Origin of the sequence: Cucumibacter marinus DSM 18995 (genome assembly GCF_000429865.1) — a bacterium.
Classification (GTDB): Bacteria; Pseudomonadota; Alphaproteobacteria; order Rhizobiales; family Devosiaceae; genus Cucumibacter; species Cucumibacter marinus.
On sequence record NZ_KE386978.1, the window covers coordinates 36,347 to 61,071 of the forward strand.

28 protein-coding genes and 1 pseudogene are annotated in these 24,725 nt (G+C 63.1%); 13 read left to right on the forward strand and 16 right to left on the reverse strand.

Annotated elements, in window-relative coordinates; genetic code table 11:
• The first annotated feature begins 52 nt into the window (after window positions 1-52).
• Window positions 53-1,483: an FAD-binding oxidoreductase gene (locus tag G489_RS0113460; RefSeq protein ID WP_029041977.1), complete on the forward strand. Its 1,431-nt coding sequence runs from the start codon at window positions 53-55 to the stop codon at window positions 1,481-1,483.
• A 311-nt stretch (window positions 1,484-1,794) separates the two neighbouring features.
• Here the strand turns inward: G489_RS0113460 and G489_RS0113465 are convergent, their stop codons facing one another.
• Window positions 1,795-2,589: an SOS response-associated peptidase gene (locus tag G489_RS0113465; RefSeq protein WP_029041978.1), complete on the reverse strand. Its 795-nt coding sequence runs from the start codon at window positions 2,587-2,589 to the stop codon at window positions 1,795-1,797.
• A gap of 82 nt (window positions 2,590-2,671) precedes the next feature.
• On the opposite strand from G489_RS0113465, the gene G489_RS20590 reads away from it, so the two are divergent.
• From G489_RS20590 to G489_RS20595, 5 genes are all read left to right on the forward strand, one after another.
• Entirely contained in the window at window positions 2,672-3,061 is a 390-nt protein-coding gene (locus G489_RS20590; RefSeq protein ID WP_169727625.1) for an NUDIX domain-containing protein, read from the forward strand.
• A 63-nt stretch (window positions 3,062-3,124) separates the two neighbouring features.
• On the forward strand, window positions 3,125-4,132 hold the full coding sequence (locus G489_RS0113475) for a DUF3179 domain-containing protein (protein ID WP_035872790.1): 1,008 nt from the start codon (window positions 3,125-3,127) through the stop codon (window positions 4,130-4,132).
• Between the two features lie 38 nt (window positions 4,133-4,170).
• On the forward strand, window positions 4,171-4,542 hold the full coding sequence (locus G489_RS0113480) for a TIGR02301 family protein (protein ID WP_029041980.1): 372 nt from the start codon (window positions 4,171-4,173) through the stop codon (window positions 4,540-4,542).
• A gap of 116 nt (window positions 4,543-4,658) precedes the next feature.
• Window positions 4,659-4,919, forward strand: coding sequence for a hypothetical protein (locus G489_RS0113485; RefSeq protein WP_035872792.1), 261 nt, complete (start codon window positions 4,659-4,661; stop codon window positions 4,917-4,919).
• A gap of 81 nt (window positions 4,920-5,000) precedes the next feature.
• Complete coding sequence (locus tag G489_RS20595) at window positions 5,001-5,651, forward strand: hypothetical protein (protein WP_051332645.1); 651 nt, start codon at window positions 5,001-5,003, stop codon at window positions 5,649-5,651.
• Window positions 5,652-5,656: 5 nt separating this feature from the next.
• Here G489_RS20595 and G489_RS0113495 read toward each other — a convergent pair whose 3' ends face one another.
• The gene (locus tag G489_RS0113495) at window positions 5,657-6,994 is read right to left on the reverse strand and encodes a dihydroorotase (RefSeq protein ID WP_029041982.1); all 1,338 of its coding nucleotides are present in this window, start codon (window positions 6,992-6,994) and stop codon (window positions 5,657-5,659) included.
• A 79-nt stretch (window positions 6,995-7,073) separates the two neighbouring features.
• Here G489_RS0113495 and ygfZ point away from each other — a divergent pair, with 79 nt between their 5' ends.
• The 3 genes from ygfZ to G489_RS0113510 all read left to right on the forward strand — a co-directional run bounded on the left by ygfZ (window position 7,074) and on the right by G489_RS0113510 (window position 9,246).
• A complete protein-coding gene (ygfZ, locus tag G489_RS20600) occupies window positions 7,074-7,928 on the forward strand; it encodes a CAF17-like 4Fe-4S cluster assembly/insertion protein YgfZ (RefSeq protein ID WP_051332646.1) in 855 nt (284 codons plus the stop codon).
• 15 nt (window positions 7,929-7,943) lie between these two features.
• Window positions 7,944-8,564: an HD domain-containing protein gene (locus G489_RS20605; RefSeq protein WP_035872796.1), complete on the forward strand. Its 621-nt coding sequence runs from the start codon at window positions 7,944-7,946 to the stop codon at window positions 8,562-8,564.
• A 136-nt stretch (window positions 8,565-8,700) separates the two neighbouring features.
• Entirely contained in the window at window positions 8,701-9,246 is a 546-nt protein-coding gene (locus G489_RS0113510; protein WP_029041983.1) for a hypothetical protein, read from the forward strand.
• Window positions 9,247-9,312: 66 nt separating this feature from the next.
• On the opposite strand, the pseudogene G489_RS22800 reads toward G489_RS0113510, so the two are convergent.
• Window positions 9,313-9,714 (reverse strand): annotated as a pseudogene (locus G489_RS22800) (cell wall hydrolase); the annotation flags it as partial.
• A 961-nt stretch (window positions 9,715-10,675) separates the two neighbouring features.
• Window positions 10,676-12,976: a putative PEP-binding protein gene (locus G489_RS20615; RefSeq protein WP_162142435.1), complete on the reverse strand. Its 2,301-nt coding sequence runs from the start codon at window positions 12,974-12,976 to the stop codon at window positions 10,676-10,678.
• A 157-nt stretch (window positions 12,977-13,133) separates the two neighbouring features.
• Here G489_RS20615 and ispH point away from each other — a divergent pair, with 157 nt between their 5' ends.
• From ispH to rnhA, 3 genes are read left to right on the forward strand one after another with little or no spacing between them, the layout of a single operon-like run.
• Complete coding sequence (ispH, locus tag G489_RS0113530) at window positions 13,134-14,093, forward strand: 4-hydroxy-3-methylbut-2-enyl diphosphate reductase (protein ID WP_029041984.1); 960 nt, start codon at window positions 13,134-13,136, stop codon at window positions 14,091-14,093.
• Entirely contained in the window at window positions 14,090-14,635 is a 546-nt protein-coding gene (locus G489_RS0113535) for a GNAT family N-acetyltransferase (protein WP_029041985.1), read from the forward strand. The genes ispH and G489_RS0113535 overlap by 4 nt, the downstream gene beginning before the upstream one ends.
• Complete coding sequence (gene rnhA / locus G489_RS0113540) at window positions 14,628-15,089, forward strand: ribonuclease HI (RefSeq protein ID WP_029041986.1); 462 nt, start codon at window positions 14,628-14,630, stop codon at window positions 15,087-15,089. Before G489_RS0113535 ends, rnhA begins: the two co-directional genes overlap by 8 nt.
• A gap of 21 nt (window positions 15,090-15,110) precedes the next feature.
• On the opposite strand, the gene speB is transcribed toward rnhA, so the two are convergent.
• Complete coding sequence (speB, locus tag G489_RS0113545; RefSeq protein WP_029041987.1) at window positions 15,111-15,917, reverse strand: agmatinase; 807 nt, start codon at window positions 15,915-15,917, stop codon at window positions 15,111-15,113.
• A 24-nt stretch (window positions 15,918-15,941) separates the two neighbouring features.
• A complete protein-coding gene (glyS, locus tag G489_RS0113550) occupies window positions 15,942-17,984 on the reverse strand; it encodes a glycine--tRNA ligase subunit beta (RefSeq protein ID WP_029041988.1) in 2,043 nt (680 codons plus the stop codon).
• 73 nt (window positions 17,985-18,057) lie between these two features.
• Here glyS and G489_RS20620 point away from each other — a divergent pair, with 73 nt between their 5' ends.
• A complete protein-coding gene (locus G489_RS20620) occupies window positions 18,058-18,627 on the forward strand; it encodes a pyridoxamine 5'-phosphate oxidase family protein (RefSeq protein ID WP_051332649.1) in 570 nt (189 codons plus the stop codon).
• On the opposite strand, the gene G489_RS0113560 is transcribed toward G489_RS20620, so the two are convergent.
• From G489_RS0113560 to G489_RS0113605, 10 genes are all read right to left on the reverse strand, one after another.
• Window positions 18,601-19,089, reverse strand: coding sequence for a hypothetical protein (locus G489_RS0113560; RefSeq protein ID WP_029041989.1), 489 nt, complete (start codon window positions 19,087-19,089; stop codon window positions 18,601-18,603). The two genes, G489_RS20620 and G489_RS0113560, sit on opposite strands and share 27 nt — an antisense overlap.
• A complete protein-coding gene (locus tag G489_RS0113565) occupies window positions 19,086-21,056 on the reverse strand; it encodes a DUF2207 domain-containing protein (RefSeq protein WP_162142436.1) in 1,971 nt (656 codons plus the stop codon). Before G489_RS0113565 ends, G489_RS0113560 begins: the two co-directional genes overlap by 4 nt.
• On the reverse strand, window positions 21,040-21,606 hold the full coding sequence (locus G489_RS0113570) for a LemA family protein (RefSeq protein ID WP_029041991.1): 567 nt from the start codon (window positions 21,604-21,606) through the stop codon (window positions 21,040-21,042). The genes G489_RS0113565 and G489_RS0113570 overlap by 17 nt, the downstream gene beginning before the upstream one ends.
• Before the next feature lie 636 nt (window positions 21,607-22,242).
• Window positions 22,243-22,416 (reverse strand): hypothetical protein, encoded by a 174-nt coding sequence (locus G489_RS22450; protein ID WP_155889402.1) that lies wholly within the window; start codon window positions 22,414-22,416, stop codon window positions 22,243-22,245.
• A gap of 20 nt (window positions 22,417-22,436) precedes the next feature.
• Window positions 22,437-22,610, reverse strand: a complete 174-nt coding sequence (locus G489_RS22455; protein WP_155889403.1) for a hypothetical protein — start codon at window positions 22,608-22,610, stop codon at window positions 22,437-22,439.
• Window positions 22,611-22,633: 23 nt separating this feature from the next.
• Window positions 22,634-22,798, reverse strand: a complete 165-nt coding sequence (locus tag G489_RS22460; RefSeq protein WP_155889404.1) for a hypothetical protein — start codon at window positions 22,796-22,798, stop codon at window positions 22,634-22,636.
• A 50-nt stretch (window positions 22,799-22,848) separates the two neighbouring features.
• The gene (locus G489_RS22465) at window positions 22,849-23,016 is read right to left on the reverse strand and encodes a hypothetical protein (protein WP_155889405.1); all 168 of its coding nucleotides are present in this window, start codon (window positions 23,014-23,016) and stop codon (window positions 22,849-22,851) included.
• A gap of 86 nt (window positions 23,017-23,102) precedes the next feature.
• Entirely contained in the window at window positions 23,103-23,267 is a 165-nt protein-coding gene (locus G489_RS22470) for a hypothetical protein (RefSeq protein ID WP_155889406.1), read from the reverse strand.
• Between the two features lie 33 nt (window positions 23,268-23,300).
• A complete protein-coding gene (locus tag G489_RS22475; RefSeq protein ID WP_155889407.1) occupies window positions 23,301-23,474 on the reverse strand; it encodes a hypothetical protein in 174 nt (57 codons plus the stop codon).
• A gap of 200 nt (window positions 23,475-23,674) precedes the next feature.
• Window positions 23,675-24,598 carry a glycine--tRNA ligase subunit alpha gene (locus tag G489_RS0113605; protein ID WP_029041992.1) on the reverse strand — a complete coding sequence of 308 codons (924 nt, stop codon included), beginning with the start codon at window positions 24,596-24,598 and terminating at the stop codon, window positions 23,675-23,677.
• Window positions 24,599-24,725 lie beyond the last annotated feature (127 nt).

Sequence of the window (24,725 nt, forward strand, 5' to 3'; positions counted from 1 at the left end):
CCGGCAAGTTTGTGCTTTTCTGATTCAGCAAGCCTGCATATCTTCCCCCACCATGACAGACCAGAACAGCAAAATCGAAGGAAACGGCATCCTTGAGAGCCTTGCCGGCCTGATCGATGCGCGTGACGTAATTGCGCCCGGGGCGGACATGGAGGGGTATATCCATGAGCACCGGCACTTCTATCACACGCCCGCTGCGGCGGTGGTGACCCCGCGCGATATCGAGAGCATTCAGCGAATCGTCAAATGGGCGAACGAGACCGGTCACGCGATCATTCCCCAGGGCGGGAATACCGGGCTCGTGGGCGGCCAGGTCCCCAAATCCGGCCAGGAAATCATCCTCGCGCTCAAGCATCTCAACCAGGTGCGGCGGGTCGACCCGGTGGCCGGGGTGATGGTGTGCGAGGCCGGTGTCACCGTGCATGAAGCGCAGCAAGCCGCCGAGGCCGTCGACCGGCTCTATCCGCTGTCGCTCGCCTCGGAGGGCACGGCACAGATCGGGGGAACGCTATCGACCAATGCGGGCGGTGTGAATGCGCTGACCTATGGCAATGCGCGGGATCTGTGTTTCGGGATCGAGGCGGTGTTGCCGGACGGGCGGATCTATGAAGACCTCTCGGCGCTTCGCAAGGACAATACCGGCTATTCGCTGCGGAACCTGTTGATCGGAGCCGAAGGCACGCTCGGGATCATCACGGCGGCGTCTCTGCGGCTGTTCCCGCGGCCCAAGGCGTTCGAGACCGCCTATATCAACGTGGAAGACCCCGAGGCTGCGATCCGTCTCCACGACATTCTCAAGGCGGCGGCAGGCAGCCGGCTGACCTCCATCGAGCTCATTCCCCGGATCGGGGTGGAACTGCAACTCAAGCACGGACTGATCGACCGCGACCCGGCAGCGAGTGAAAGCCCCTGGCATGTGTTGGCGGAAATTTCCCTGTTTGGTGCGGACGAGCCGGGCCGGCTGATGGCAGCGCTCGAAACCGCGTTTGAGGAAGGCGTCGTCACCGACGCGGCATTGGCGGAAAACCTCACCCATCGCGAACTGATGTGGAAGCAGCGGGAATCGATGTCCGAATGCCAGAGTCGGGAAGGCGATGCGATCAAGCATGACGTCTCGGTGCCGGTGACAGCGGTCCCAGAGCTCATCGCGCGGGGTGACGAAGCCTGCGAGAAGCTCGTGCCCGGCATCCGCTCGGTCGCCTTTGGACATCTGGGCGACGGCAATGTGCATTATGATTTCGTGCAGCCGGCCGCGATGGCAAAAGGCGAGTTCAAGGCACATTTCGACGCCCTGCACGAGGTGATTTATGGCATTGTCGCCGATCTGGGCGGATCGTTCTCGGCCGAGCACGGAATCGGCCAGATGAAGGTCGGGCAGTTGGCGCGGGTCAAGAACCCTGTGGCACTCGACATGATGCGGCAGATCAAATCCGTGCTCGACCCCAACCGCGTCCTGAACCCCGGCAAGGTGATCGAGGGGTAGGCAGGCGCGATCTCCTGACCGTTGGCCATGTCGCTACCTCAACCTCCGCGCCGTCCCGGACTTGATCCGGGACCGTCGTGCCGCACTCGATGCGGCCCCGGCTCGGAGGCCGGGGCAGCCCGTGAGAAGGCAAGCCACAGCCCCCATCGTTGGCCTGTAAAAGGATGATCTATCCGGCATACTGACACCCTCGCCCTTCGAGGCTCGGCTGCGCCTCGCACCTCAGGGTGAGGGCTTGAAGCTGCATCTCCGCCCTTATCCCGAGCACTTCGAAGGATGAGCAACACGGTCCGACGACACCAACTAGCTTCCTAGAACAACTCTCCCTGCCCGCTCGGTTTGGCGGGCTTGTCCAGCTTGGCGGCTTTGGCCGGTTTGGCGGCAGCGGCGCGTTTTTTGGGGCTGGGTGGCGGGCCATCGGTGCCGGCGGCGTCGAGATCGATGGGCTGGATGAGCTCGGGACCCTCGACGCGGGTGGAGCCAACCCGGCGATCGACGGGGAAGGCGACAATGCCGAGGTCCCAAATCGGCTCGACCACGGTGAGCGCTTCCTTTTTGCGGATATTGGCAGTGTCGAGCCAGAGATCAAACTGATGCGCGCGCAATGCGACCGGGGTTCGCGGATGGATCTTCGCTAGGTCACCCGTGGCCGGCTGGGTCAGGATGGCGGCGGTATCGACAACCTCGCCATTGGGCCCTTCCCAGCTGGTCATCAGGCCGGCAAGCGCAAAGAACCCCCCGTCTTCAGGATGGACATAGAAGGGCTGTTTCTGGTTTCCTGGCCCCTTCTTCCATTCATAATAGCCCGAGGCGGGGATGATGCAGCGGCCGTGGCTCATGGCGTCGCGAAAACTGGGCTTTTCTGCCGCACTTTCGACCCTCGCATTGATCAGTAGCGGAAAATCGCTTGGATCCTTGACCCAACCCGGCACCAAGCCCCAGCGCACCAACAGGCTTTCGCGCCCGTTATTCGGGCCGCGCCGGATCGCCACGACAGGCTGGGTGGGTGCAATGTTGTACCGAGGCGGAAAATCGAGCGGATTGTCGATCCGGGTCATCTCGCGCAGGCGCGAAGCGGGAAAGGCAAGAGCAAAACGCGGGCACATGGGCAGTCCTTTGGCAGCGCACGACGATAGCCGGGCCATCCTGTTCTTGCCAATGGCGCGATATCGCCGCAAGACAAGCATCATGAAACCCAATGGTGTTTCCATCGCCGTTTTCCGGGGCCGCGACGTGCTGCTCGTCAAGCGCGGCAAGGCGCCCTATCTCGACTATTGGTCGTTTCCCGGTGGCCGGATCGAAGACGGTGAAGCGACAGCCGGGGCCGCGCTGCGCGAGTTGCGGGAGGAGACGGGGCTGGCGGTTGCCAACCCCCGTTCGCTCGGGGTCTTCGCCGCCGGCGAAGGCGGGTATGTCCTCGAGGTGTTCGTGGCGCGATATGAAGGCGGTGAACCGGTTGCGGCGGACGACGCGGCAGACGTCGCCTTCGTACCCCATGACGATTTGTCAGGCTATCTGGTGACCCCGGACCTGCCCGCGCTGCTGCCGCGCGCCTATGCCCGTCTCACCGAGGCGTGAGGCACCTTGATTTGCCGCCTCCGGCTGCTTCGCCGCTAATGGCGGAAAAGGGAGGATAGCGGCATGCGGACTTGGCAGGCGGGATTGGTCGTGCTGACGATGGCGGCGCTGGTGCTGCCGGTTCAGATTCAGGCGCAGGACCTGCTGCCGCCGCAGGCGCAGAACACGCGCTGGGCCGGTGAAGGCTGGGAAACCGACTTCTCCCGCGCAACCGTCGATTTCACCGAGATTGTCAATGTGATCGGACGGGACAATATCCCCGCCATCGACGATCCGGGCTTCGCGCCGGTGGGCGAGGTATCCGACATCCCGGACCGGGAACCGGTGATCGCGCTCGAGATCGACGGCGATGCCCGCGGCTATCCCCTGCGGATCATGATGTGGCACGAGATCGTCAATGACACGGTGGGCGGTGTGCCGGTGGCGGTGACATACTGCCCCTTGTGCAACACCGCGCTTGTCTTCCGCCGCGAGATTGCGGGCGAGCCGGTGACATTCGGCACATCGGGCAAACTCAGGCATTCCGATCTCATCATGTATGACCGTAAGACCCAGAGCTGGTGGCAACAATTCACCGGTGAGGGGATCGTCGGTGTCCATGCGGGGGACAAACTCGATGCAATCCCCTCATTGTTGATGAGCTTTGCCGACTTCAAGACCGAGCACCCCGACGGGCAGGTGCTGCAACCCGAGGCGTCGCGGCTGAATGTGAACGGTCGCAACCCTTATGTGCGTTATGATTCGACACCGATCCCGTTCCTGTTTCGGGGCGAACTGCCCGAGGACATCGAGGCAATGGAACGGGTTGTGATCGTGCAGCGCGAAGAACCCGTGGCAGTGGCGCTGTCGCATCTCAACGCCAATGCGCCCCTGACCTACAAGGATCATCGCTTCACATGGCAAGCCGGTCAGGCCTCGGCCCTCGACACGGGGACGATCTCGGAAGGGCGCGATATCGGCAGTGTCACGGTGACCCGTGATGGCGAGCCGGTGGTGTTCGAGATTACCTTCGCCTTTGCCGCCCGGGCCTTTTATCCCGATCTTGAGATTCTCCAGTCGCTTGCCGAATAGCCTTGCTGCTGCCCCATTGCGGGCGATAAAAGCGGGCCATGCGGCGCTTGATCCTGATCCTGACAGCGATATTCACCCTGGCGGGAACCACCCTGCCCGGCTTTGCTGTCGATCCGCCTTACCAGGCGCAGCTCGAAAGACTGACCAAAGTCATGGGAAGCCTGCACTATTTGCACCCGCTTTGCGGGCATGAGGAAATCGACTGGCGCCTGCAGGCCGCCGACCTCATCGATCTCGATCAGCCGGACGAAGACCGGCGTTCGCGGCTGGTTGGGGCCTTCAATGATGGATACCGGGATTTCGCCCGGCTGCACCAGCGCTGCGGAGATGCCGAGATGCTGGCGCTGGAGCGGTTTCTGACCGAGGCGGAAACCCTGTCCCGGGAGATCCATGCGCGGTTTGCCGAGTGAAAGCGCGCTATCGGATTAACGGTGTTTTGTGATACCGTGTTAACCTTTCAGTAACATGCAACACGCCTGTGGCGGGCGGGCGTGTTAATGCATTTGCGTCCAGAAAAGAGTAGCTGATGTTTGACAGTCTGTGGGGAACCGGCAAGTTCGAGCGCGACAACGAAGCGCGCCAGCTCGCCCTCGAATATCTCGCCGATGCCTGGTCGAGCGCCGAGGAAGACGGCGTTCAGGGCGAAGCGCTCGCGCATGCGGCGCTGTTTGCCGCCATCGCCACGCTTGTGCGCCACTATGGCGAGGATGCCGTGGCCGATCTGGTCGAAAAGCTGCCGGAGCGCGTGCGATTCGGCGATTACAGCATCGACAGGACCATGCAATAGGCCCTGATCCGGCCCGGGGCGCGGATCGCGCCTCGACCCGCAATGGCGCGCGGCGCGCCTTATCGAGAAGGACATAAGCCTATGCGCCCGGCCGCAGACCTGAGACGGTGGCGGGGGCGCAGTGTTCCGCGTCTCGCCTTTGTCAGCCTTGTTGTTGCGCTTTGCGCGCAGGGACTGCCCGGTCTCGCTTCGACACAACCGGATTCCGCTGGCATCGCCACTGCTGAACCGGCGGTGGAACCGGATCTCAGGTCTGATTCCTCAGATCATGCTGCGATCAGGCGCGATCTGTCGGTGTTGCCGGCACCCGTTGCGGCAACGCGCGACGCTCTGATCGCTGCGGCACTGACCGGTGATGTCGAGGCGCTGCGCCCGCTGGTGGAAAGCCAGGACCGGCCGCCTAATGTTTCATTTGGCGTAACGACGGATGCCATCGACCATCTGCGCACGGCGTCAAATGACGGCGCGGGACGCGAATTGCTCGGCATCCTGGCGGAATTGCTCGAAGCGCCCTATTCGATCATCGGGGAAGATAGCGGCGAGCCGATCTATGTCTGGCCCGCCTTTTCGGCCATGGATCTCGATGCGCTTTCGCCGCGAGAACTGGTGGAAACCTACAAGATCGTCAGCCATTCCGATCTCGAGGAAATGCGCGCCTTTGGCGGCTGGTATTTCTACCGGGTCGGCATCGCGGCCAATGGCGACTGGCTCTATTTCATCGCCGGGGACTGAGCGCCTCAGGCGCCGGGAACCAGCGCCTCGCCGAAGCGGATCGGCTGCCCCTGAGAGGCGCCGGTCAACTCGCCCTGCCACATGACCATATTGCCGCGCACCATGGTGCCGACCGGCCAGCCGGTGACGGTGACACCGTCATAGGGGGTCCACCCGGCCCGTGAGGCGACCCACTCATTGGTGATGGTCTCGCGCTTCTTCAGATCGATGATGGTGAAATCGGCATCATAGCCGACTGCGATGCGGCCCTTGCCGGCAATCTGGAACAGGCGCTGGGGGCCGTGGCTGGTCATGTCGACAAACCGCTCGAGGGTCAGCCGCCCGGCATTCACATGGTCGAGCATAATCGGCACCAGCGTCTGCACGCCCGTCATGCCCGAGGGCGAATTCGGATAAGGCTCGTCCTTTTCCTCGCGGGTATGGGGCGCATGGTCGGAACCAAGGATATCGGCAACGCCATTGTCGACGCCCCGCCAGATGCCCTCACGATGGGCCGCATTGCGCACCGGCGGGTTCATCTGGGCATAGGTCCCGAGCCGGTCATAGGCGGTCTCGTCGAGCGTCAGGTGATGGGGGGTGACCTCGACGCTCGCCACATCCTTGTGATCGGCGAGATAGACGATTTCCTCGGCGGTCGAGATGTGCAGCACGTGAATGCGCTTGCCGGTCTTGTGGGCGAGGCCGACAAGGCGTTTCGTACACATCAGCGCTGCCTCGACATCGCGCCAGACCGGGTGTGAGCGGGGATCGTTTTCGATGCGCTCGGGTTTGCGGGCCTCGAGCCGGGGCTCATCCTCCGAATGGAAAGCGGCGCGGCGGGAGATAGCGCGGAGGATCGCTTCGACACCGCCATCGTCCTCGACCAGAAGATTGCCGGTCGAGGAGCCCATGAAGACCTTCACTCCGGCGCAACCGGGCAGTTTCTCGAGCATGGGCAACTCGGCGGTATTCTCGCGCGTTCCCCCGACATAGAAGGCGAAGTCGCAATGCATGCGGTTGGTTGCGCGGGCGATCTTGTCCTCGAACGCCTCGACATTGGTCGTGGTAGGGTTGGTGTTGGGCATTTCGAAGACGCCGGTCACGCCACCCATGACCGCGCTCAGCGAACCGGATTCGAGGTCTTCCTTGTGGGTGCCGCCCGGCTCGCGAAAGTGGACCTGAGTGTCGATGACGCCGGGCAGGATGTGCAGCCCCCTGCAGTCAACGGTCCGGTCCGCGCTGGCGTTGGAAAGATCGCCGATGGCAGCGATACGGCCATTTGTGACCGCGATATCGGCCTCGGCGCGACCGGCGTGGTTCACAAGGGTGGCGCCCGTCAAGACGAGGTCATATCTATCAGTCATTGAGGTCTCCGGCGCTGCGTAAGGGTGATGGCGCCGGTTTAACGGGGCAAAGGCTCCCGGACAAGGTGAAGGAGCAAGGATGAGCGAAATAGCCAGGCTCGATCGGGGAATCGTGCGGATTGCCGGAGAAGACGCGCAAAAGCTGCTGCACGACACGCTGACGGCAAACTTCCGCTCGCCTTTTGACGGGCGCGGCAAGTGGTGGGCGCTCCTCACCCCGCAGGGCAAGGTTATGTTTGCCGGGCTGGTAGCCGAGCACGACGGCGCCTACTGGTTCGAACTGCCCATGGCCGACACCGCCGCCTTTGTGAAGCGCATGACGCTCTATCGTCTGCGCGCCAAGGTGGAGATCGAGGACCTTTCCGAATCCCATGCGCTGGGCTGGAGCGCGGAATTCCCCACCACCAGCAGCGGGTTCACCTATGCCGATGGCCGCGCCGAAGGGCTCGGCATGCGGGTGATTGCGCCGATGGCCGAAGCGGAAGCCTGGACGGGCAATGCAGCGGCCTTCGAGGCCGCGCGGATCCGTGCCGGGATCATCGATGTCGGCGTCGATGTCCCGCAATCGGATGTATTCCCGCATGATATCGGCATGGACCAGACCGGCAGCATCGATTTCAGGAAGGGATGCTTTGTGGGCCAGGAAGTGGTCTCACGCATGCAGCACAAGTCCAAGCTGCGCAAACGCCCGGTGCTGGTGCATGCCGAGGTTGAACTGACGCCCGGCGACACCGTAACCAGCGCCGACAAGCCCGTCGGCGAAATCCTGGCGGCTCATGGCGGGCACGGCGTGATGGTGGCGCGGCTCGACCGGGTCAAGGATGCGCTGGCCTGCACCATCGGCGATGTGGCCGTCAGTCTTGAGGTGCCCGGCTGGGCGAGCTACGATTTTGACGACTCGCCGGCAGGCGAAACCAGCGATCAAGAGGGCTGAGCCCGGGGGACCATCATGGCGCGCACACAGGCTCGGGCCTGGCAGCGGATGCTGTCGGGCCGCAGGCTCGATTTGCTGGATCCCTCCCCGCTCGATATCGAGTTGACCGACATTGCCCATGGTCTGGCGCGGGTGGCGCGGTGGAACGGGCAGACCGGCGGCGACTATGCCTATTCGGTAGCCCAACATTCGGTGCTGGTGCTCGAGGTCGCAGCCGCCTTGAAGCCGGAAATCGACGACAAGGGACGGCTGCACGCGCTGCTGCACGATGCGCCCGAATATGTCATGGGCGATATCATCTCGCCTTTGAAGGCGGCGATGGGCGGCGACTACAAGGATGTCGAAAAGCGCCTGCTGGGTGCCATCCAGCTGCGATTCTCCTTGCCGGCCATTACCCCCTCCGCAACCGCCAAACTGATCAAGGCGGCGGACCGTGAGGCGGCCTATCACGAAGCTGTCAATCTCGCCGGATTCGAGCCGGATGAAGCGCGGCGCTATTTCGGCGCCCCCGCCCTACCCGGTTTCGATCTTCCCGGTTTTGAACAGTTGATTCGTCCCTGGCCCACCCAGCAGGCGCATGACCGGTTCATCGAGGCCTTTGACGCGCTCGCACCAGCGCCAACCGGACTGCGCTAAACCCTTACGGGTATTCCAAAATATTGAAATCGTTACAATTTTATCGATTAACTGCGTGTTAATCGATGCTTTGCGCCGCCCGGCGAGATATGGTTGATAACCAGTTAACCAGTGTCTCAATTCGGGAGTAGCAGACATGAACACCCCCCTTGCCGTAACGACCGTATTCGCCGTTACCGTGCTGGGAACCGGCGCCCTCATGTCGGGCCACAGTCTCACCATGCCGGCTTTTGCCGATGAATCGCCGGCACCGGCGATGGCGATCGATCCGAGCCAGCTGGTGAAGATCGATGGGCGCAGCTACAAGGTCACGTTCGACGACACGGTCGACATGGTCCCCACATCCCAGGCCAGCGTCACCAAGGTCGGTTATGGCCGCAGCCAGCAGGTGAAAGTGGTGTGGAGTACGACCGGGGTCTATTCGACTGACGCCCTGGCCTCGCCAAATGTGCTTTATCCCGGCGTTACAGTTGAACGGGCGTGGGCGGCAGACACCGCGCAGGTGGCAGCGAACATGGCGCTCGCCAGTTCCTTTACCTTCATGGCAGGCCCGCTCGAGATCAAGCGGGCCGGCGAGCCCGGCTACTTCCTTACCCAGGAGATCCCGGGAGGCGGTGGCAGAGCCATCCTGACGGACACCGGAAACTGTATCGAATCCGACAGCTTTGTGAGCTGCTTCTAGGGAAAGGTTCTGGTGGCCGCTCCGCTCCCGCGGTGAACCCCGCCCTCTCTACCGCGCGAGGCGCCGCTAGGCCCCTCTGAACCGGTAGAAGACGTGCAGTCCGATCCGGGTAACGCGCTTCATGCGCGGTGCCCAATGCGGGCTGACATAGGTGGCGTGGTAGTGGGTCGCGTTGGCCACTTCGGAGAGATAGACGTTCCCGTCGATCACATCGCGGGCGATCTTTTCGGCCTGCGCCCAGGCCTTGGGCTCGTTCACATGCTCGGGAATGCCGTCACAGGCAAATGAGAACTGGCAGCGATTGCGCCAGGTCTGGTTCTGGTAGACCACCGCGCAGATGGTTCCAGGATAAGCCTTGTGCTTGACTCGGTTGCGCACGACTTGCCCCACGGCGACCTGTCCGCGATAGGATTCGCTTCGCGCTTCGAAATAGATCGCTTCGGCCATGCATTTGAACTCGCGCGCGGAAACGTCGAGCGCGGGTTGCATGGTGCCGCGGTGAACGGTCTCGGGTGCGCTGTCGCGGGCATAGGCGAGCTGACGCGGCACCGCAACCGGGAACGGAATCGAGGGATCGCGCACGACTTCGCCGGACAGCGCCGAAATGGCGTCGAGCGCGGCGTTGGAAGAGTTGACGTTGCGCCCGGACAGGGCTGCAAGACGTATGCGCTGTTCGGTCTCGGCGAGACGGCGCTCCTCGGCCTTCTTGTCGTCGGCGGCCTTGCGGGCGGCTTCTGCCTCCTTGCGGACCTTGTCGAGCCGCGCCTCGGCAATGGCAATCCGGGTGGGCGCAAAGAGTTCTGCGATCTCGATGGCGGTGTGTCTGGGGCGCGCACGGTCGCGCTTGGCGGCGCGGTTGGGACCCCGGAAAACGGTCTGATGGAAAGGATCGGCTGCAGCGACCGCCAGAACCGGCGTGGCGGTGACGGCATCGGTCACGGTGTTATCGACGCCAAGGCTGGCGGCGGCAAGCTGCATCTGAGCAATCTCGGGATCCATGGCCGGCCCCGGTACCGTGAGGAACGGAGTGGCGGGCACTGCCCAGCACAAAAAGCCGACAACGGTCAGAGTGGTGACCCGGACCAGCCCGTCGATCAATCTCAATACCCGTCGGGCAGGTCTTTTACGCCGGTCAAACGCCATAGATACGCAACTACTACACACACTGAAAACCGAGCGGATGCATCGCATTCGCCTGTTCCCCATCATCAATGATTAACATTGATGACCGGTAAACGCGGGTGATCGGGCGCGGTCGGGGCGCTGGCGTGACACGGTAAGGGTGATTTGCGGGCCGATTACAGGCGTCCGGCCGGCGATTTCTGGGCGGTGCGGGAGACAGCGTTCGCGTGGAATCGGAGCGTCACCGACACTTGAGTGGTCGCATTGTTGTTGCGAAAAACCGGCATCCGTTTCTTCGCACGATGGTCTAGGCGGCGGCCATCTGGGCCAGTACCAGGCGGGAAACCGGCACCCGGTAGGGCGAACAACTCACATAGTCGATGGGGAGCTTAGAGAAGAATCGCAGGGATTTCGGATCGCCTGCATGTTCGCCGCAGATCCCGATCCTGAGATGAGGATTGGCATCCCTGCCCCGCTCGATGGCCATCTTGATCAATTCGCCCACGCCGTCCTGATCGATGGTGACGAAGGGGTCGTGATCGAAAATGTTCTTGCGCCGATAGGGGGCGAGGAAGGCCGGGGCATCGTCGCGGGAGATGCCATAAGTGGTCTGGGTCAGATCGTTCGTGCCGAACGAGAAGAAATCGACATGGCGGGCAATCTCCCCGGCGCGGAAGCAGGCGCGCGGCAATTCGATCATGGTGCCGAACAGCACCGAGAGATGCGCGTCCTCGACAATGCGCTCCGCATCGAGCAGGCCCATGACCTGTTTGCGGACCCAGGCGACCTCGCGCGACGAGGCCACGAACGGCACCATGATCTCGAGCTGCATGGGGCCGAGCCGGTCGGCGGCGGTGCGCAGCCCCGCGATCAGTGCCCGCACCTGCATGTCGAGGATGTCGGGATGCGAGATGGCCAGCCTGCAGCCGCGATGGCCAAGCATGGGGTTGACCTCGTCGAGCCGGTCTAGCCGGGCGCGCAACACCCTCACCGACAGGCCGAGCGAGGCCGCGGTTTCCTCGATATCCTCTTCGGTGCGCGGAAGGAATTCATGCAGTGGCGGATCGAAAAGGCGCACCGTGACCGGCTTGCCGGGCATGACGGCGAACAGATCGGCGTAGTCACCGGCCTGGTACTGCACGAGGCCCTTGAGCGCTTCGGTGCGGTCAGTTTCGGATTCGGAGAGAATGAGGCGCCGGAGCGCCACCATGCGCTCGGCGGAAAAGAACATGTGCTCTGAGCGGGCGAGGCCGATCCCTTCGGCGCCGAATGACAGCGCAGTGCGCGCCGCCTCGACGGTTTCCACATTGGTGCGTACGGCGATAGTGCGCTTGCCGTCGGCCCAATCGAGCAGCTTGCCGATCGCGCCCCCCATCGAGGGACGCGAGAGCGGCAAAGCGTCCTGATAGATCTGGCCAGTGGTGCCCTCGATGGTGATCTTGTCGCCTGCAGAAAAGGTGCGGTTGCCGATCTGGCAGGTCATCGCCTCATGATCGATCTGCAGCGAGCGGACACCCGCGACGCATGGTTTGCCGGTGATGCGGGCGACCACGGCGGCGTGGCTGGTCATGCCGCCACGGGCGGTGAGAATGCCGGTGGCCGCCTTCATGCCTTCGATGTCGGTGGGGCCGGTCTCGATGGCGACGAGGATGCAATGCTTGCCGCGGGCGCGGGTGCGGGCCGCATCCTCGGGCGAGAAGACAATCTCGCCGCTGGCGGCCCCCGGCGACACGCCGAGGCCCGTCTCGATCGGCTCGGTGCGTGATTTGGAGGCAAGGCGCGGATGCAGCAATTGCGGGATCTGCTCGGCATCGATGCTGGAGACGGCCTGAAGCGGGGACCAGACACCGGATTCGACCCGGTCGCGTGCGGCTTCGAGGATCGCGGCAGCGCCGACCTGAACCGGTCTTGCCGAGAGGAAGACCAGGGATTGGCCTGAACCGGCAACCAGGCAGGCCATGTGTTCGCCGGCAGCCGCATCGACCACGGCGGCGATTTTGCTGGCGCGGTCACCAAGCCGTGACAGACCTTCATGAGTGGAGCCAGCGATGGCGGTCGGTCCCATGGCTCCCGTCTGTGCATCGCGGGAAAGGAATTGCGCCAGCGCGCCCGGCGCCATGGACTGCACGATGACGATCTCGTGGTCGCGGGCGCGGCGTTCGGTTTCCTCCACCCAGACCGGACCGGTCAGACCGTAAGAATCAAAAGCGCGCTGAATGGCGCGGGCGAGCGGCCTGTCGGTATCGATGGATTCGGCAGGGCTGCCCGGGGCCGGCACGTCGAGCCGTGCGCGTGCCAGCCCGGCCTGATGCACGGGCGCGGAGGTGCGCACGGCAAGCGGCGGCGGTGACTGGTTGGGCGGCACGAGCTTCAAAAGGTTGGTCACCCAGGCGCTGAGCAGTTTGCTCTCCCGCCCTTTTTCTGCCTGCAACGCCTCCCAGGCGCCACGGGTGATGACCACGGTGGGGCAGACGGGCAGACCGGCGCGGGAGACCGCATCCAGCCATTTCGCCTTGCCGGTCAACAGGCGCCGCTGCGCCGCCGAAAGGCTGGCGCTGCCCCGGGCCGGGGCGATGGCCACAATCTCTTGTTCGGGGGCGAGGGACACGGTCGACCACTTTGAAGGGCAATGCGAATTTCGTGCATATTGCCTGTCACGGCGGCGCGCCGCAACCACAGCCATTGCCGCAGGTTAAGGCGCGGGCCGGGCAATTGCGATCCTGCACGATCTTGACTTCGCCATATCGAAAGCGCATGTCCGGGCCATGGCCAAGACCGACCCACTTGAAATCATTCTGTGCGCCCCGCGCGGCTTTTGCGCCGGGGTGGACCGTGCCATCCAGATCGTGGAGCTGGCGCTCCAGAAATACGGTGCGCCGGTTTATGTGCGGCACGAGATCGTGCACAACAAATATGTCGTCGACAGCCTGAAGGCGAAGGGCGCAGTCTTTGTCGAGGAACTCGACGAGATCCCCGACACCGAGGCGCCAGTGGTTTTTTCGGCGCATGGAGTGCCCAAGAAAGTGCCGCTGGATGCCGAAAAGCGGGCCATGTTCTATCTCGATGCGACCTGTCCACTCGTCTCCAAGGTACATGTCGAGGCCCAGCGCCATCATGCCGATGGCATGGAAGTGCTGCTGATCGGTCATGCCGGACATCCCGAAGTGATCGGTACGATGGGACAATTGCCCGATGGCGCCATCAGCCTGATCGAGACCGTCGACGATGTGGCGGCGTTCGAGCCCCGCGATCCGGAAAAGCTGGCCTTCGTGACCCAGACGACATTGTCGGTCGATGACACGGCCAACATCGTCGCGGCGCTCAAGGCGCGGTTCCCGGCGATTCAGGGTCCGCACAAGGAGGACATCTGCTACGCCACCACCAATCGGCAGGAAGCGGTCAAGCAGATCGCGCCTGAAGTCGATGCCATGATCGTGGTCGGTGCCCCGAACTCCTCGAACTCCATGCGCCTGGTCGAAGTCGCAGAGCGCTCGGGTTGCCCGAGGGCCGCGCTGGTGCAGCGCGCCAGCGATATCGACTGGGATTTCTTCGCCGGCATTTCGAGGCTTGGCGTGACCGCCGGTGCTTCGGCACCCGAACAGCTCGTCGATGAGATCATCGAGGCCTTCGGCGCGCGCTATGACATCTCGGTGTCCTCGAATGTGACCGCGCGGGAGACCATCTCGTTCAACCTGCCGAAAGAATTGCGGGCCGTGCCCGCATGAGCGAGCGAACGACCGTCCTGACAAGCGACAGGCTGGTCTTTTCTACCTGGCTCGACACCGATCTCGACGACATCTTCGCCCTGCATTCCGACCCTGAAGTGACCCGCTATATCAGCGCGCGCGGCAAGCCCGAGAGCCGTGAGCGCGGACGCGAGCGGCTCAGCCAATGGGCAGCGGACCACGCCCGGCACGGGTTCTGCAAGTTCCGCGTCACGAGCCGCGACCGCGGAGATTTCCTCGGTCGCGCCGGCTTCGGTATGCTGGGAAGCGGAGGGGACGGCGAGGCGGTTCCAGAGCTCGGCTACGCCCTTTGCCGGTCGGCATGGGGACAGGGCTATGCAAGTGAGGCGTCGATGGCCCTCAGGGACTGGTTTTTCAATGAGGGGTTCGGCGACCGGTTCATTGCCTTTGCCGACCTTGAAAACCCGGGATCCTTGCGCGTGCTCGAAAAGATCGGCATGCGCCGGACTCATCAGGCGCCGCTTGAATCCGGTGCCCTTTTTCAATTCTTCGACCTGACGCGAGACGAGTGGCGTGGCTGATACCGTAATAATCCATACCGATGGCGCCTGCTCGGGCAATCCCGGCCCCGGCGGCTGGGGAGCCTTGCTGGAATTCAACGGCAAGACCAAGGCGCTCAAGGGCGGCGAGGCGGAAACCACCAATAACCGCATGGAGTTGACCGCGGCCATCGAGGCCCTCAGCGCGCTCAAGCGCCCCTGCAAGGTCGAGCTGCATACGGACAGTTCCTACGTCAAGGACGGCATCACCAAGTGGATCCATGGCTGGAAACGCAATGGCTGGAAGACGGCGCAGAAGAAGCCGGTGAAAAATGCCGAACTGTGGCAGGCGCTGGATGAGGCGCTCAAGCGCCACGATGTGAGCTTTCACTGGGTCAAGGGTCATGCCGGGCATGACGGCAATGAGCGGGCCGACGAACTGGCCAATGAGGGCATGGAGCCGTTCAAGCCAAGGAAGCGCAAGGCGGCTTCCTAGCCAGGAGGCAGGTGCGCCCCCTCACCCCTCCAGCAGCCGGGCGCTCAATTCCTTGGCGAGGCGGGCGGCGAGCATCGCCGTCATGCCATTCACGTCGCGGTGGGGATTCAGCTCAACGATGTCGGCGCCGACCAGGTCGGCATCGAGCCGATGGATGAGGTCAATGACCTGGCGCGAACTCAGCCCGCCCGGCTCGATATGGCTGACGCCGGGAGCATAGGCAGGGTCGATACCATCGAGGTCGATGGTGACATAGAGAGGGCCATCGAAGCGCAGCGCCGTGACGTTGCGCCAGTCCTTCATCTCGTAAATCTCGACGCCGTGGCGCTTGGCCTGGTTGCGCTGGTGCTCGTTGAGCGTTCGTATGCCGACCTGGACGAGGCGCGCGACCTTCTTGGTCTCCATGATGCGTGCGAAGACCGAGGCATGGGAATAAGGGTTGTCGTCGAAATCTGCATAGAGATCGGCATGGGCATCGATCTGCAGGATATTGAGGTCCTCGTGGAAATCGAGATGCGCCTCAATGAGCGGCCAGGTCACCGAATGGTCGCCGCCGAATGACAGCACACGATGCTCATTGGCCAGCAGCGCGGTGGCCGCTGCCTTGATGGCGGTGAAGGCGCTCTCGCCCTTGAGGTCGGTGACCGCGATATCGCCGGCATCGTGCCAGTCTTCGCTGGCGCCGAGATCGACCCCGGTTTCGGTCCACATATTGGCCGAAGGCGAGTGAATGGCTTCCCGGATACGGGCCGGCGCCAGCGCCGCGCCGGTCAGATAGCTCGAATTGACGTCGTGCGGAATGCCGAGGAGCGAGACGCTCTGTGCCAAACCGGTTCCCCCAAACGCGTGTCCCTATCCGGCCACCTTAGAGAAATCCGCGATCAAATGCATCGTATTCCGCAGCCGCGCCAGGATGTTGAGCCGGCCGGCGCGGATTTCGGGATCGGGATCGTTGACCAGCACCTTGTCGAAGAAGGCATCGACCGGCTCGCGCAGCCCGGCCAGCTGATCGAGCGCATCGGCGAAATCGCCCTCGGCGATCGCGGCGGACACGGCCTCCTCGCAGACGATGACGGCGCTTGCCAGCGCGTGGCTCTCGTCGCTCGGAAGGCTGGCGGTGTCGACCGACCCGTCAAAGGCTTTGCCGTCCTTCTTTTCCTCGGCGGCGAGGATGTTGGCGGCACGGCGGTAGCCGGCGAGAAGATTGGCACCGGCATCGGAGCCGAGAAATGCCGACAGGGCCTCGACCCGGCGGGTGATCACCAGCATGTCGGCGCTCGTCTCCGAGATCACAGCGTCAACGAGATCATGCCGTGCGCCCTGATCCCGCAGCATGACCTTGAGCCGGTCATGGAAGAAGGACAGGAGATCCGAAGGCGCCTCGACGAGGCCGTCAGAAAGGTCAAGCGAAATCCCATTCTCGACCAGCATGCGGATGACGCCGAGCGCAGCGCGGCGCAGCGCAAAGGGATCCTTGGAGCCCGTGGGCTTTTCGTCGATGGCAAAGAAACCGGTCAGCAGATCGAGCTTGTCGGCCAGCGCCACCGCAATCGAGACCGGCTCGGTGGGCACCTCATCGGACGGGCCGAGCGGCTTGTAGTGCATCTCGATGGCGGTCGCGACGGCTTCGCTTTCGCCCTGGGCCGTGGCGTAGTAGCGCCCCATCAGGCCCTGCAGTTCGGTGAACTCAAACACCATCTCGGTGGCCAGGTCCGCCTTGGCGATCAGCGCGGCGCGCTCTGCTTCTGCCCGGCTGGCACCGATCCGATCGGCGATGGTGCCCGCCAGACCCACGAGGCGATCGACGCGGGCGCGCTGGGTTCCGAGCTTTTCGTGGAAGATCACGCTTTCGAGCCGCGGCAGGCGATCCTCGAGCGGGGTCTTGATGTCGGAATCATAGAAGAACTTGGCGTCCGACAGGCGGGCGCGGATGACGCGCTCATTGCCCGCGACAATCGTCTTGCCGCCATCGCTTGCGACAAGGTTCGAGACGAGGATGAAGCGATTGGCGAGCTTGCCGGTCTTTTGGTCGCGCAGGCAGAAGCATTTCTGGTTGGCGCGGATGGTGGTGATGATCACCTCTTCGGGCAGCGAGAGGAATTCGGGGTCGAACGCGCCCATCATCACGACGGGGAATTCGACGAGCCCTGCGACTTCCTCGAGCAGACCCTCATCCGAAATCACCTCCAGGCCAGCGGCGAAAGCGAGATGCTCGGCATCGGTGCGGATCATGTCGATCCGACGGTCGAGATCGACGATCACTTTCGCCTTCTCTAGTGCGGGCTGGTAATCCTCGAAACGGCGCACGCGGATAGCGTCCGGCGCCATGAAGCGGTGGCCGAAGGTCAGATCGGTGCTGTGAATGCCGTCGACCTCGAATGAAATCGTCTCGGTCTCGTCATTGTCGGTCGCAAACACCGCCAGAACCGCGCGCAGCGGGCGCACCCAGGTCATGGTGCCCGAGCCCCAGCGCATCGACTTGGCCCAGGGGAAACTCTTGATCACTTTGGGCACAAGCGCGCCGATGATCTCGGGGGCGGGCTCGCCCGGCTTTTCGGTCACGGCGACGTAGAAATCGCCCTTTTTGGGGTCCGACTGCACGGTCGCCTGATCGACGCTGGCGAGACCGGCTGCACGCAGGAAGCCTTCGATGGCCTTTTCGGGTGCATCGGTGCGCGGTCCCTTGCGCTCTTCACGGCGGTCGGGCGAACTGGCCGGCAGGCCGGAGACGGTCAGCGCCAGGCGGCGCGGCGTCACAAAGGCCTTTGCGCCGGCATAGGTCAGACCCGCTTCGACGAGACCATCGGTCACCATTTTCTTGAGGGTGTCGGCGGCGCGGCGCTGAAAGCGCGCGGGAATCTCTTCCGAGAACAGTTCAAGCAGCAATTCGGGCATTGCGAAGGTCCGGCCAGTCCAAGAATATGCGGGCCCAGAAGTATGCGGGCGGGCTTGCGTAACAAGCCGCTCGATGAATGTCTATTGCCAACTCGTCAGACCGGAGCGCCCCTACGCCATCATGACCGCCTCTCCGCCGAACAATGGCCGGCTCCCGGTTACCCCCGAAGTTCTCACAGAGGCGCGGGCGATGATTGCCGCCGCACGGCATGCGGCGCTTGGCAGCCTGTCGCCCGAGGATGGCTGGCCGGTTGTGACGCGGATCGGGATCGCTCCCTTTGAGCAGGGCCGGGTGGCAGCGCTGGTTTCCGGGCTCACGGCCCATACCCCGGCGCTCCTCAACGATGAGAGGTGCGCCTTGATGATCGGGGAAACGGGCAAAGGCGATCCGCTCGCCCATCCGCGGCTGATGCTGAAGTGCGAAGCGCGGGCTGTGCGGCGGGACGATGCCGCGTTTGCTGCGGTGCGTGCCGCCTGTCTCACCGCACAGCCCAAGTCAGCGCTCTATGCGGACCTGCCGGATTTCATCGGCATCGTGTTCACGCCCCTCAGCGTCAGCTTCAATGCCGGGTTCGGGCGCGCCTATGCGTTCGAGGGTGCGTTGCTGGACGGCGGATCAGAAGCGGGCGCAGGCAACCCTTGATCGGCCGATTTCCGCGTAATCGGGCTCGATGCGCTCGGGGTCGACGTAAAAGCCGCGTGTTGCGGCAATAGGAGCAGCCAGTTCGTCAGGCGCTTGATCGGAGATCAGCGCGAAAATCTCGGGCGGGGCGGTGCCATAGGTTCGGTAGAAGAAGTCAGGAAATTGCCTGATCAGGAAGGGATCTGCCGTTGCCACGCAAACCGCCGCAAAGGGTATGCCGGCGATATCAAGCCCGCCCTCGACCCGCCAGCAATTCTCGCCGTCCTGACTGAAGGCCGGTGCGGCTGGATCGATAGCACCTGCGTCGGCAAGACTTAACAGGAGCGGCAGGGCCTGCGGCGTGTCATGGCAGGCGATCAGCTTCTGGATATGCCAGTCGCGCGCGTCATCAGCCAGGACAGGAGACGCCAGCAATAACAGGCTGACCAGCGCTGCCAGTGCCCGATCGGCAAGCGAGGTCACCAGCCGCCGCCGCCGCCGCCGCCGCCCCCGCCGCCGGAGAATCCGCCCCCGCCCGAAAAGCCGGAGGAGGAGGACGAAGATGGCTGGGCCGCGACCATCGCCGTGGCAAGGCCGGCGGTCATGGCACCCATATCGGACGACAGGTTGGAGGGGCGCAGATTTGAGCCCGAATACCAGACCGGCTTGTAGCCGGTATCGACATCGCGCACGGCATTGCGGGCCAGTTCGCCTTCGAAATGCTCGGTCCAGGGCTTTTCGACGCCGAGCGCGATGGCATAAGGCAGGATTGCCTCGAAGCGGGAGACGGTCATTTCCGGCTCCTTGTTGATGTTGAGGCGTTCCTTTTCGGCAGTCTCCAGATACATCTTGAAGCCGTCGATCTCGTCCATGCGCTTGCGGCCCTGAACGGTGGGCGCGCGCATGAGGACGGCGAACAGGGCATTGATGGCCACGATGGTAATGGCTGCAATGGCGCCGGTGTTGAAATTCACCTCGGTGCCGAGCGCAAACACCACCGGCAGGAAGTTGAAGGCGAAGATCGTCACGATGCCGATGGCGATGAAGCGCGCCGCGCCTGCCACCAGGATCAGCCGGGAAATGGCGGATGACAGGGTGACGATGAAGATGCCGCCGATAAAGGCGAAGATCAGCCAGAGCGGTTCGAGGATGCCGGTAACCAGCAGGCCGCCCAGCGCCAAGACGGAAATCGCGACGCCAAGGAAGATATGGCCCGTGTTGCGGTTGAAATAGGCGCGCCGGTTTTCATCCTCGATGACCTTGAGGAACGCCTTCTGCTTTTCGTGAAGGGTGGCACCGGTGGACTTGTCGATAACCACCTCACCGCGCGAGCGCAGCCAGTCGTAAAGCACCTTTTCGCCGGGCGGCAATTCGACGGAATCGGCATCGGTCACTTCGAACCGCGTTTTCTTGCCGGTCTTGCGGATCAGGATCAGCCCCTTGGTCGCCAGTGATACGATGCCGGCGGTGAAGGCCGTCCAGCCCGACTTCTTCCAGCCCATGCGGTGGATGTAATGCACCAGCGCCGGGGAATAGCCCTTGGGCGGATAGAACAGGGGCACGATGGTGCCCTTTTTCGGGTCGCGGCCCACCGAGTCCCAGGCGAAGAAATTGTAGAGCAGCACGATCAGCACGGCGATGCCTGGAAACACCAGGTCGCGGTGATCTGAGAGGAAATAGACTGCCTTCTGGGTCGTATCGGGTTCCGTCAGCACGCCTTTGTTGAAGGCGACAGCCACCGACATCCCTTCATAGGGGGCAAAGGCTTCGGTGGCGCGCACGATGACCCGGTTATCAGCGGTCATCTGCACGCTGGCGCGGCTTTCGGTCGAGCCCTGCTCGCCGGTGAAAACGCGCACTTCATCGATCACCGCGCCTTCGGGCAGGGTGACGGAGGCGACCGCGTTCTCGATCGGAAAGGTCCAGAAATTGCCGGTCGCGTTCCAGTAGAGTTCGTCGTGATCGGAAAACCGCCGGCCCTGCCGGGTCATGGTGTAGCGGATGGTGTAATCGTAGACGCCGGGATCGAGGAAGACGTCGGATTCCCCGACATAGATCCGGGTGCCATCGCGGATCGATTCTGTGAACCAGTTTTCGGGCTGACCGTCCCGCGTGACAGCCACCACCTCGAGGTTGGACCGCACGCGGCTGCCATCGTCGTTTTCGAGGACTGTCGGGATATCGCGGAAGATGCCGCGGCGGATATCGCGCCCCTCGGCGCGCACCTGAATGTGTTCGGTCACATCGACGCTGCCATTCTTGAGCAGCGTAATGTCAGCGGAGAACGAGCGGATGACCTCGGCGGCCTGGGCCGGCACCAGCATCAGCGCGAAGCACAGCGCCAGCAGGGCGCGGATGACCACCCTGCCCGTGGTCAGGCTTCGAACCGGGTTTTTGGCCAGATCTCTGACCGGATTTCTGCCCCCTTGGGCCTCAGGAAAACGAAACATTCGGGACCGAGCGCTCCACCTCGTTCTCGAGTTCGAAATACTCTGCCTTGGTGAAGGAGAAGGCATTGGCGACGATGTTCGAGGGAAAGCTTTCGACCTGGACGTTGAGATTGCGCACGGCGCCATTGTAGTAGCGGCGGGCCAGCTGGATCTCGTCTTCGACGGTGCGCAGTGCATCCTGGAATTCGAGGAAGGTCGTGTTCGCCTTGAGATCCGGATAGGCCTCAGCGACCGCAATCAGCTTGCCAAGCGCGCCGGAAAGCAGACCCTCAAGACGACCGCGCTCAGCCGGCCCGGCATCGCCGCTTGCCTGCTGCACTGCAGCGCGGGCGCTCGTGACCGCATCGAGCGTTTCGCGCTCATGGGTCATGTAACCTTTGACAGTTTCCATCAGGTTGGGAATGAGATCCCAGCGCCGCTTGAGCTGGACGTCGATGCCCGACCAGCCCTCTTCGACCAGCTGCCGGTTCTTCACCAGCCCGTTATAGATGACGATCGCATAACCGGCGACGGCAATGATGATGACGAGAAGGATCAGCCCGAGTTCCATCCCCAACCCCTTGTGCTGGCGCGCAGCATGCCCTGCGCGTTCACCCGGCGCCCGAAGCAGGCGCGGTTCTCCCGCAGTCTATACGGGCAGGATGGCGTTTCAATGTTTTTGCGGCGCTATGAAGGGGTTACCCCAGAAACCGCCAGCAGGTCCGGTCAAGGGAACCCGACTCGGACGGTTGGTCTTGGCGGGTCAGTCTTGTCGGGTCAGTCTTGGCAGGCCGGTCTTGGTAGGCCGGACTTGGCAGGCCGGTCCTGGCGGGTTGGGCTTGGTAGGTTGGGCTTGGCAGGTTGGACTTGGCAGGTTGGCATAGGAAGGTCGGAGAAGGTCGGACTTGTCAGGTCGGACTTGGAAGGCCGATGTCGGAAGACCGGGTTATTGAGATCCGTCAACATAGCGGGTCTGGCGAGATCACACGGTCGGGATCGAGGCGCCGTGCACTGCCCGGCGCGAATGGCCCGGGACGCAAGAACCGCTTCTCACGGAGGGTCGAATCATGAAGGGCCGAAGCACTAAGGGAAAGAACAAAAAGGCCAGGCGCGCAGCAGACCGCCCGGCAAAATTGCCGGACGGTCCGTCACTTGGTTTCGCAACCCGGCTGCAGTCACCGCCCCCGGGACACTTCACACCGTTCGCTTACGGCACGTAGACGTCGTCTTCGTGGTTGGCAATGATCAGCGCACCGCCGATCAGGACCTTGGCCGCGAGCAGCGCGCAGATTTCTTCGTTGTCGTAGCATGGATCGCCCGGCTGGCAGGCGGCAACGCCCAGCCCCAGTGCCATCACGGTCGCGAGTTTGAGTGCCTTCACGTGGTTTCCCCGTCAGCCGATCAGGTGACCGGCTTTTTCTCATCGTTGTTGGCGACGATCAGTGCACCACCGATCAGGACCTTGGCCGCGAGCAGTGCGCAGATCTCTTCGTTGTCGTAGCACGGATCACCCGGCTGGCAGGCGGCGACGCCGAGGCCCAATGCCATCACGGTTGCGAGTTTAAGAGCTTTCATGTCCAGCTTCCTCCGTCGACCGATCAGACTTCGTCTTCTTGATTAGCGATGATCAGCGCGCCACCGATCAGCACCTTGGCCGCGAGCAGCGCACAGATCTCTTCGTTGTCGTAGCACGGGTCACCCGGCTGGCAGGCGGCAACGCCAAGACCCAATGCCATGACAGTTGCGAGTTTAAGAGCCCTCATTGTCTTCCCTTCTCCAAATTGAAACGGGCCGCACAAGGCGACCCGTCCGATTAATCGATTTCTTCGTCGTGATTAGCCACGATCAGCGCTCCACCGATCAGGACCTTGGCTGCAAGCAATGCGCAGATCTCTTCATTGTCGTAGCAAGGATCGCCCGGCTGACAGGCGGCTACGCCCAGACCCAGCGCGGTGATGACCGCCAGTTTCAATGCTCTCATTGGACTACCCCCGAATTACGGTCGTTCGCGACCGATTTGCCAAAAAAAGCCCGGACCGCTTCAGTCCGAGCCGTATTCAATCAGTCCTAGCGATCCCGGTCTTCGTGGTTGGCGATCAGAATGCCGCCGACAACGACCTTGGCCGCGAGCAGCGCGCAGATCTCTTCCTTGTCGTAGCACGAGTCGCCCGGCTGGCAGGCGGCAACGCCCAGACCCAGCGCCGTCACGATCGCGAATTTCAAAGCTCTCATGGCGTCCTCCTCACGAGAATCTCCGACGGGTCATCAGCCCGGTGAGTGTTCTTCTTCGTTGTTGGCGATGATCAATGCGCCACCGATCAGCACCTTGGCGGCGAGCAGCGCGCAGATTTCTTCGTTGTCATAGCACGGATCCCCCGGCTGGCAGGCGGCAACGCCCAGACCCAGCGCCATGACGGTTGCGAGTTTCAAAGCCTTCATTGATGTCTCCCTCAGACCGATCCCTCAGCGCCCTTGCCCCACGGCTCCGCCCTCACAAAGCGAATCCCCGCGGCCGGCGCCGTTTTGCCAGAGTATTAACGGATGTTTACCGCCCTGCAATGGCCGGAAAGCCGCCACAATTCATCCACAGTCGGGACGTGGCAGTTTTGCAACAGGTGAATTGCCCGGAAATCCGGGGGTCAGGCGCCGCCGCCGGCGGTCTTGAGCCAGGCCGCGCCGCAGGCCTTGGAGAGGTCGCGGATGCGCAGGATGTAGCTCTGGCGTTCGGTGACCGAGATCACCCCGCGGGCATCGAGCATGTTGAAAGCATGGGAGGCGCGCAGCACCTGCTCATAGGCGGGAACGGCCATGGTGTGGCGCTCGCCTTCGTCCCCCGCCTCGAGAATGGCGCGGCACTCGTTTTCCGCGTCCTTGAAGTGGCGGAACAGGATCTCGGTGTCGGCGGTCTCGAAATTGTATTTCGATTGTTCCTGCTCGTTCTGCAGGAACACATCGCCATAGCTCACCCGGTCATTGCCGCTACGGCCGTTGAAGTTGAGATCGTAGACGTTCTCGACATCCTGCACATACATAGCAAGGCGCTCGAGACCATAGGTGATCTCGCCGGCGACCGGGTTGCATTCAAAGCCGGCGACCTGCTGAAAATAGGTGAACTGGCTGACTTCCATGCCGTCGCACCAGCACTCCCAGCCCAGACCCCAGGCGCCGAGTGTCGGGTTTTCCCAGTCATCTTCGACGAAGCGGATATCGTGCTTCTCGCGGTCGATGCCGATGGCATAAAGCGAATTGAGATAGAGGTCCTGGATATCGGGGGGCGAAGGTTTGAGGATCACCTGGAACTGGTAATAGTGCTGCAACCGGTTGGGGTTATCGCCATAGCGCCCGTCGGTCGGGCGGCGCGAAGGCTGCACATAGGCCGCGTTCCAGGGCCTGGGGCCGAGCGCGCGCAACGCCGTGGCCGTGTGCGAGGTGCCCGCACCCATATTCATGTCATAGGGCTGCAGGATGACGCAGCCCTTGTCCGCCCAATAGTTCTGGAGCGTGAAGATCAGCCCCTGGAAAGAATTCCGGGGGTCCATGTGGGCGGGGATATCGGCGGTCATTTCGGGTGCGGTCCGGGCCAAATCTGGGAAGCGGCGCGACCCTATGAGCGCGAACCGGGCGGGTCAAGCGGTCAACCGGTCCCCGCGCATCGGATTGCTGTCAAAAAGGGGCGGAACCGGCTTGCAT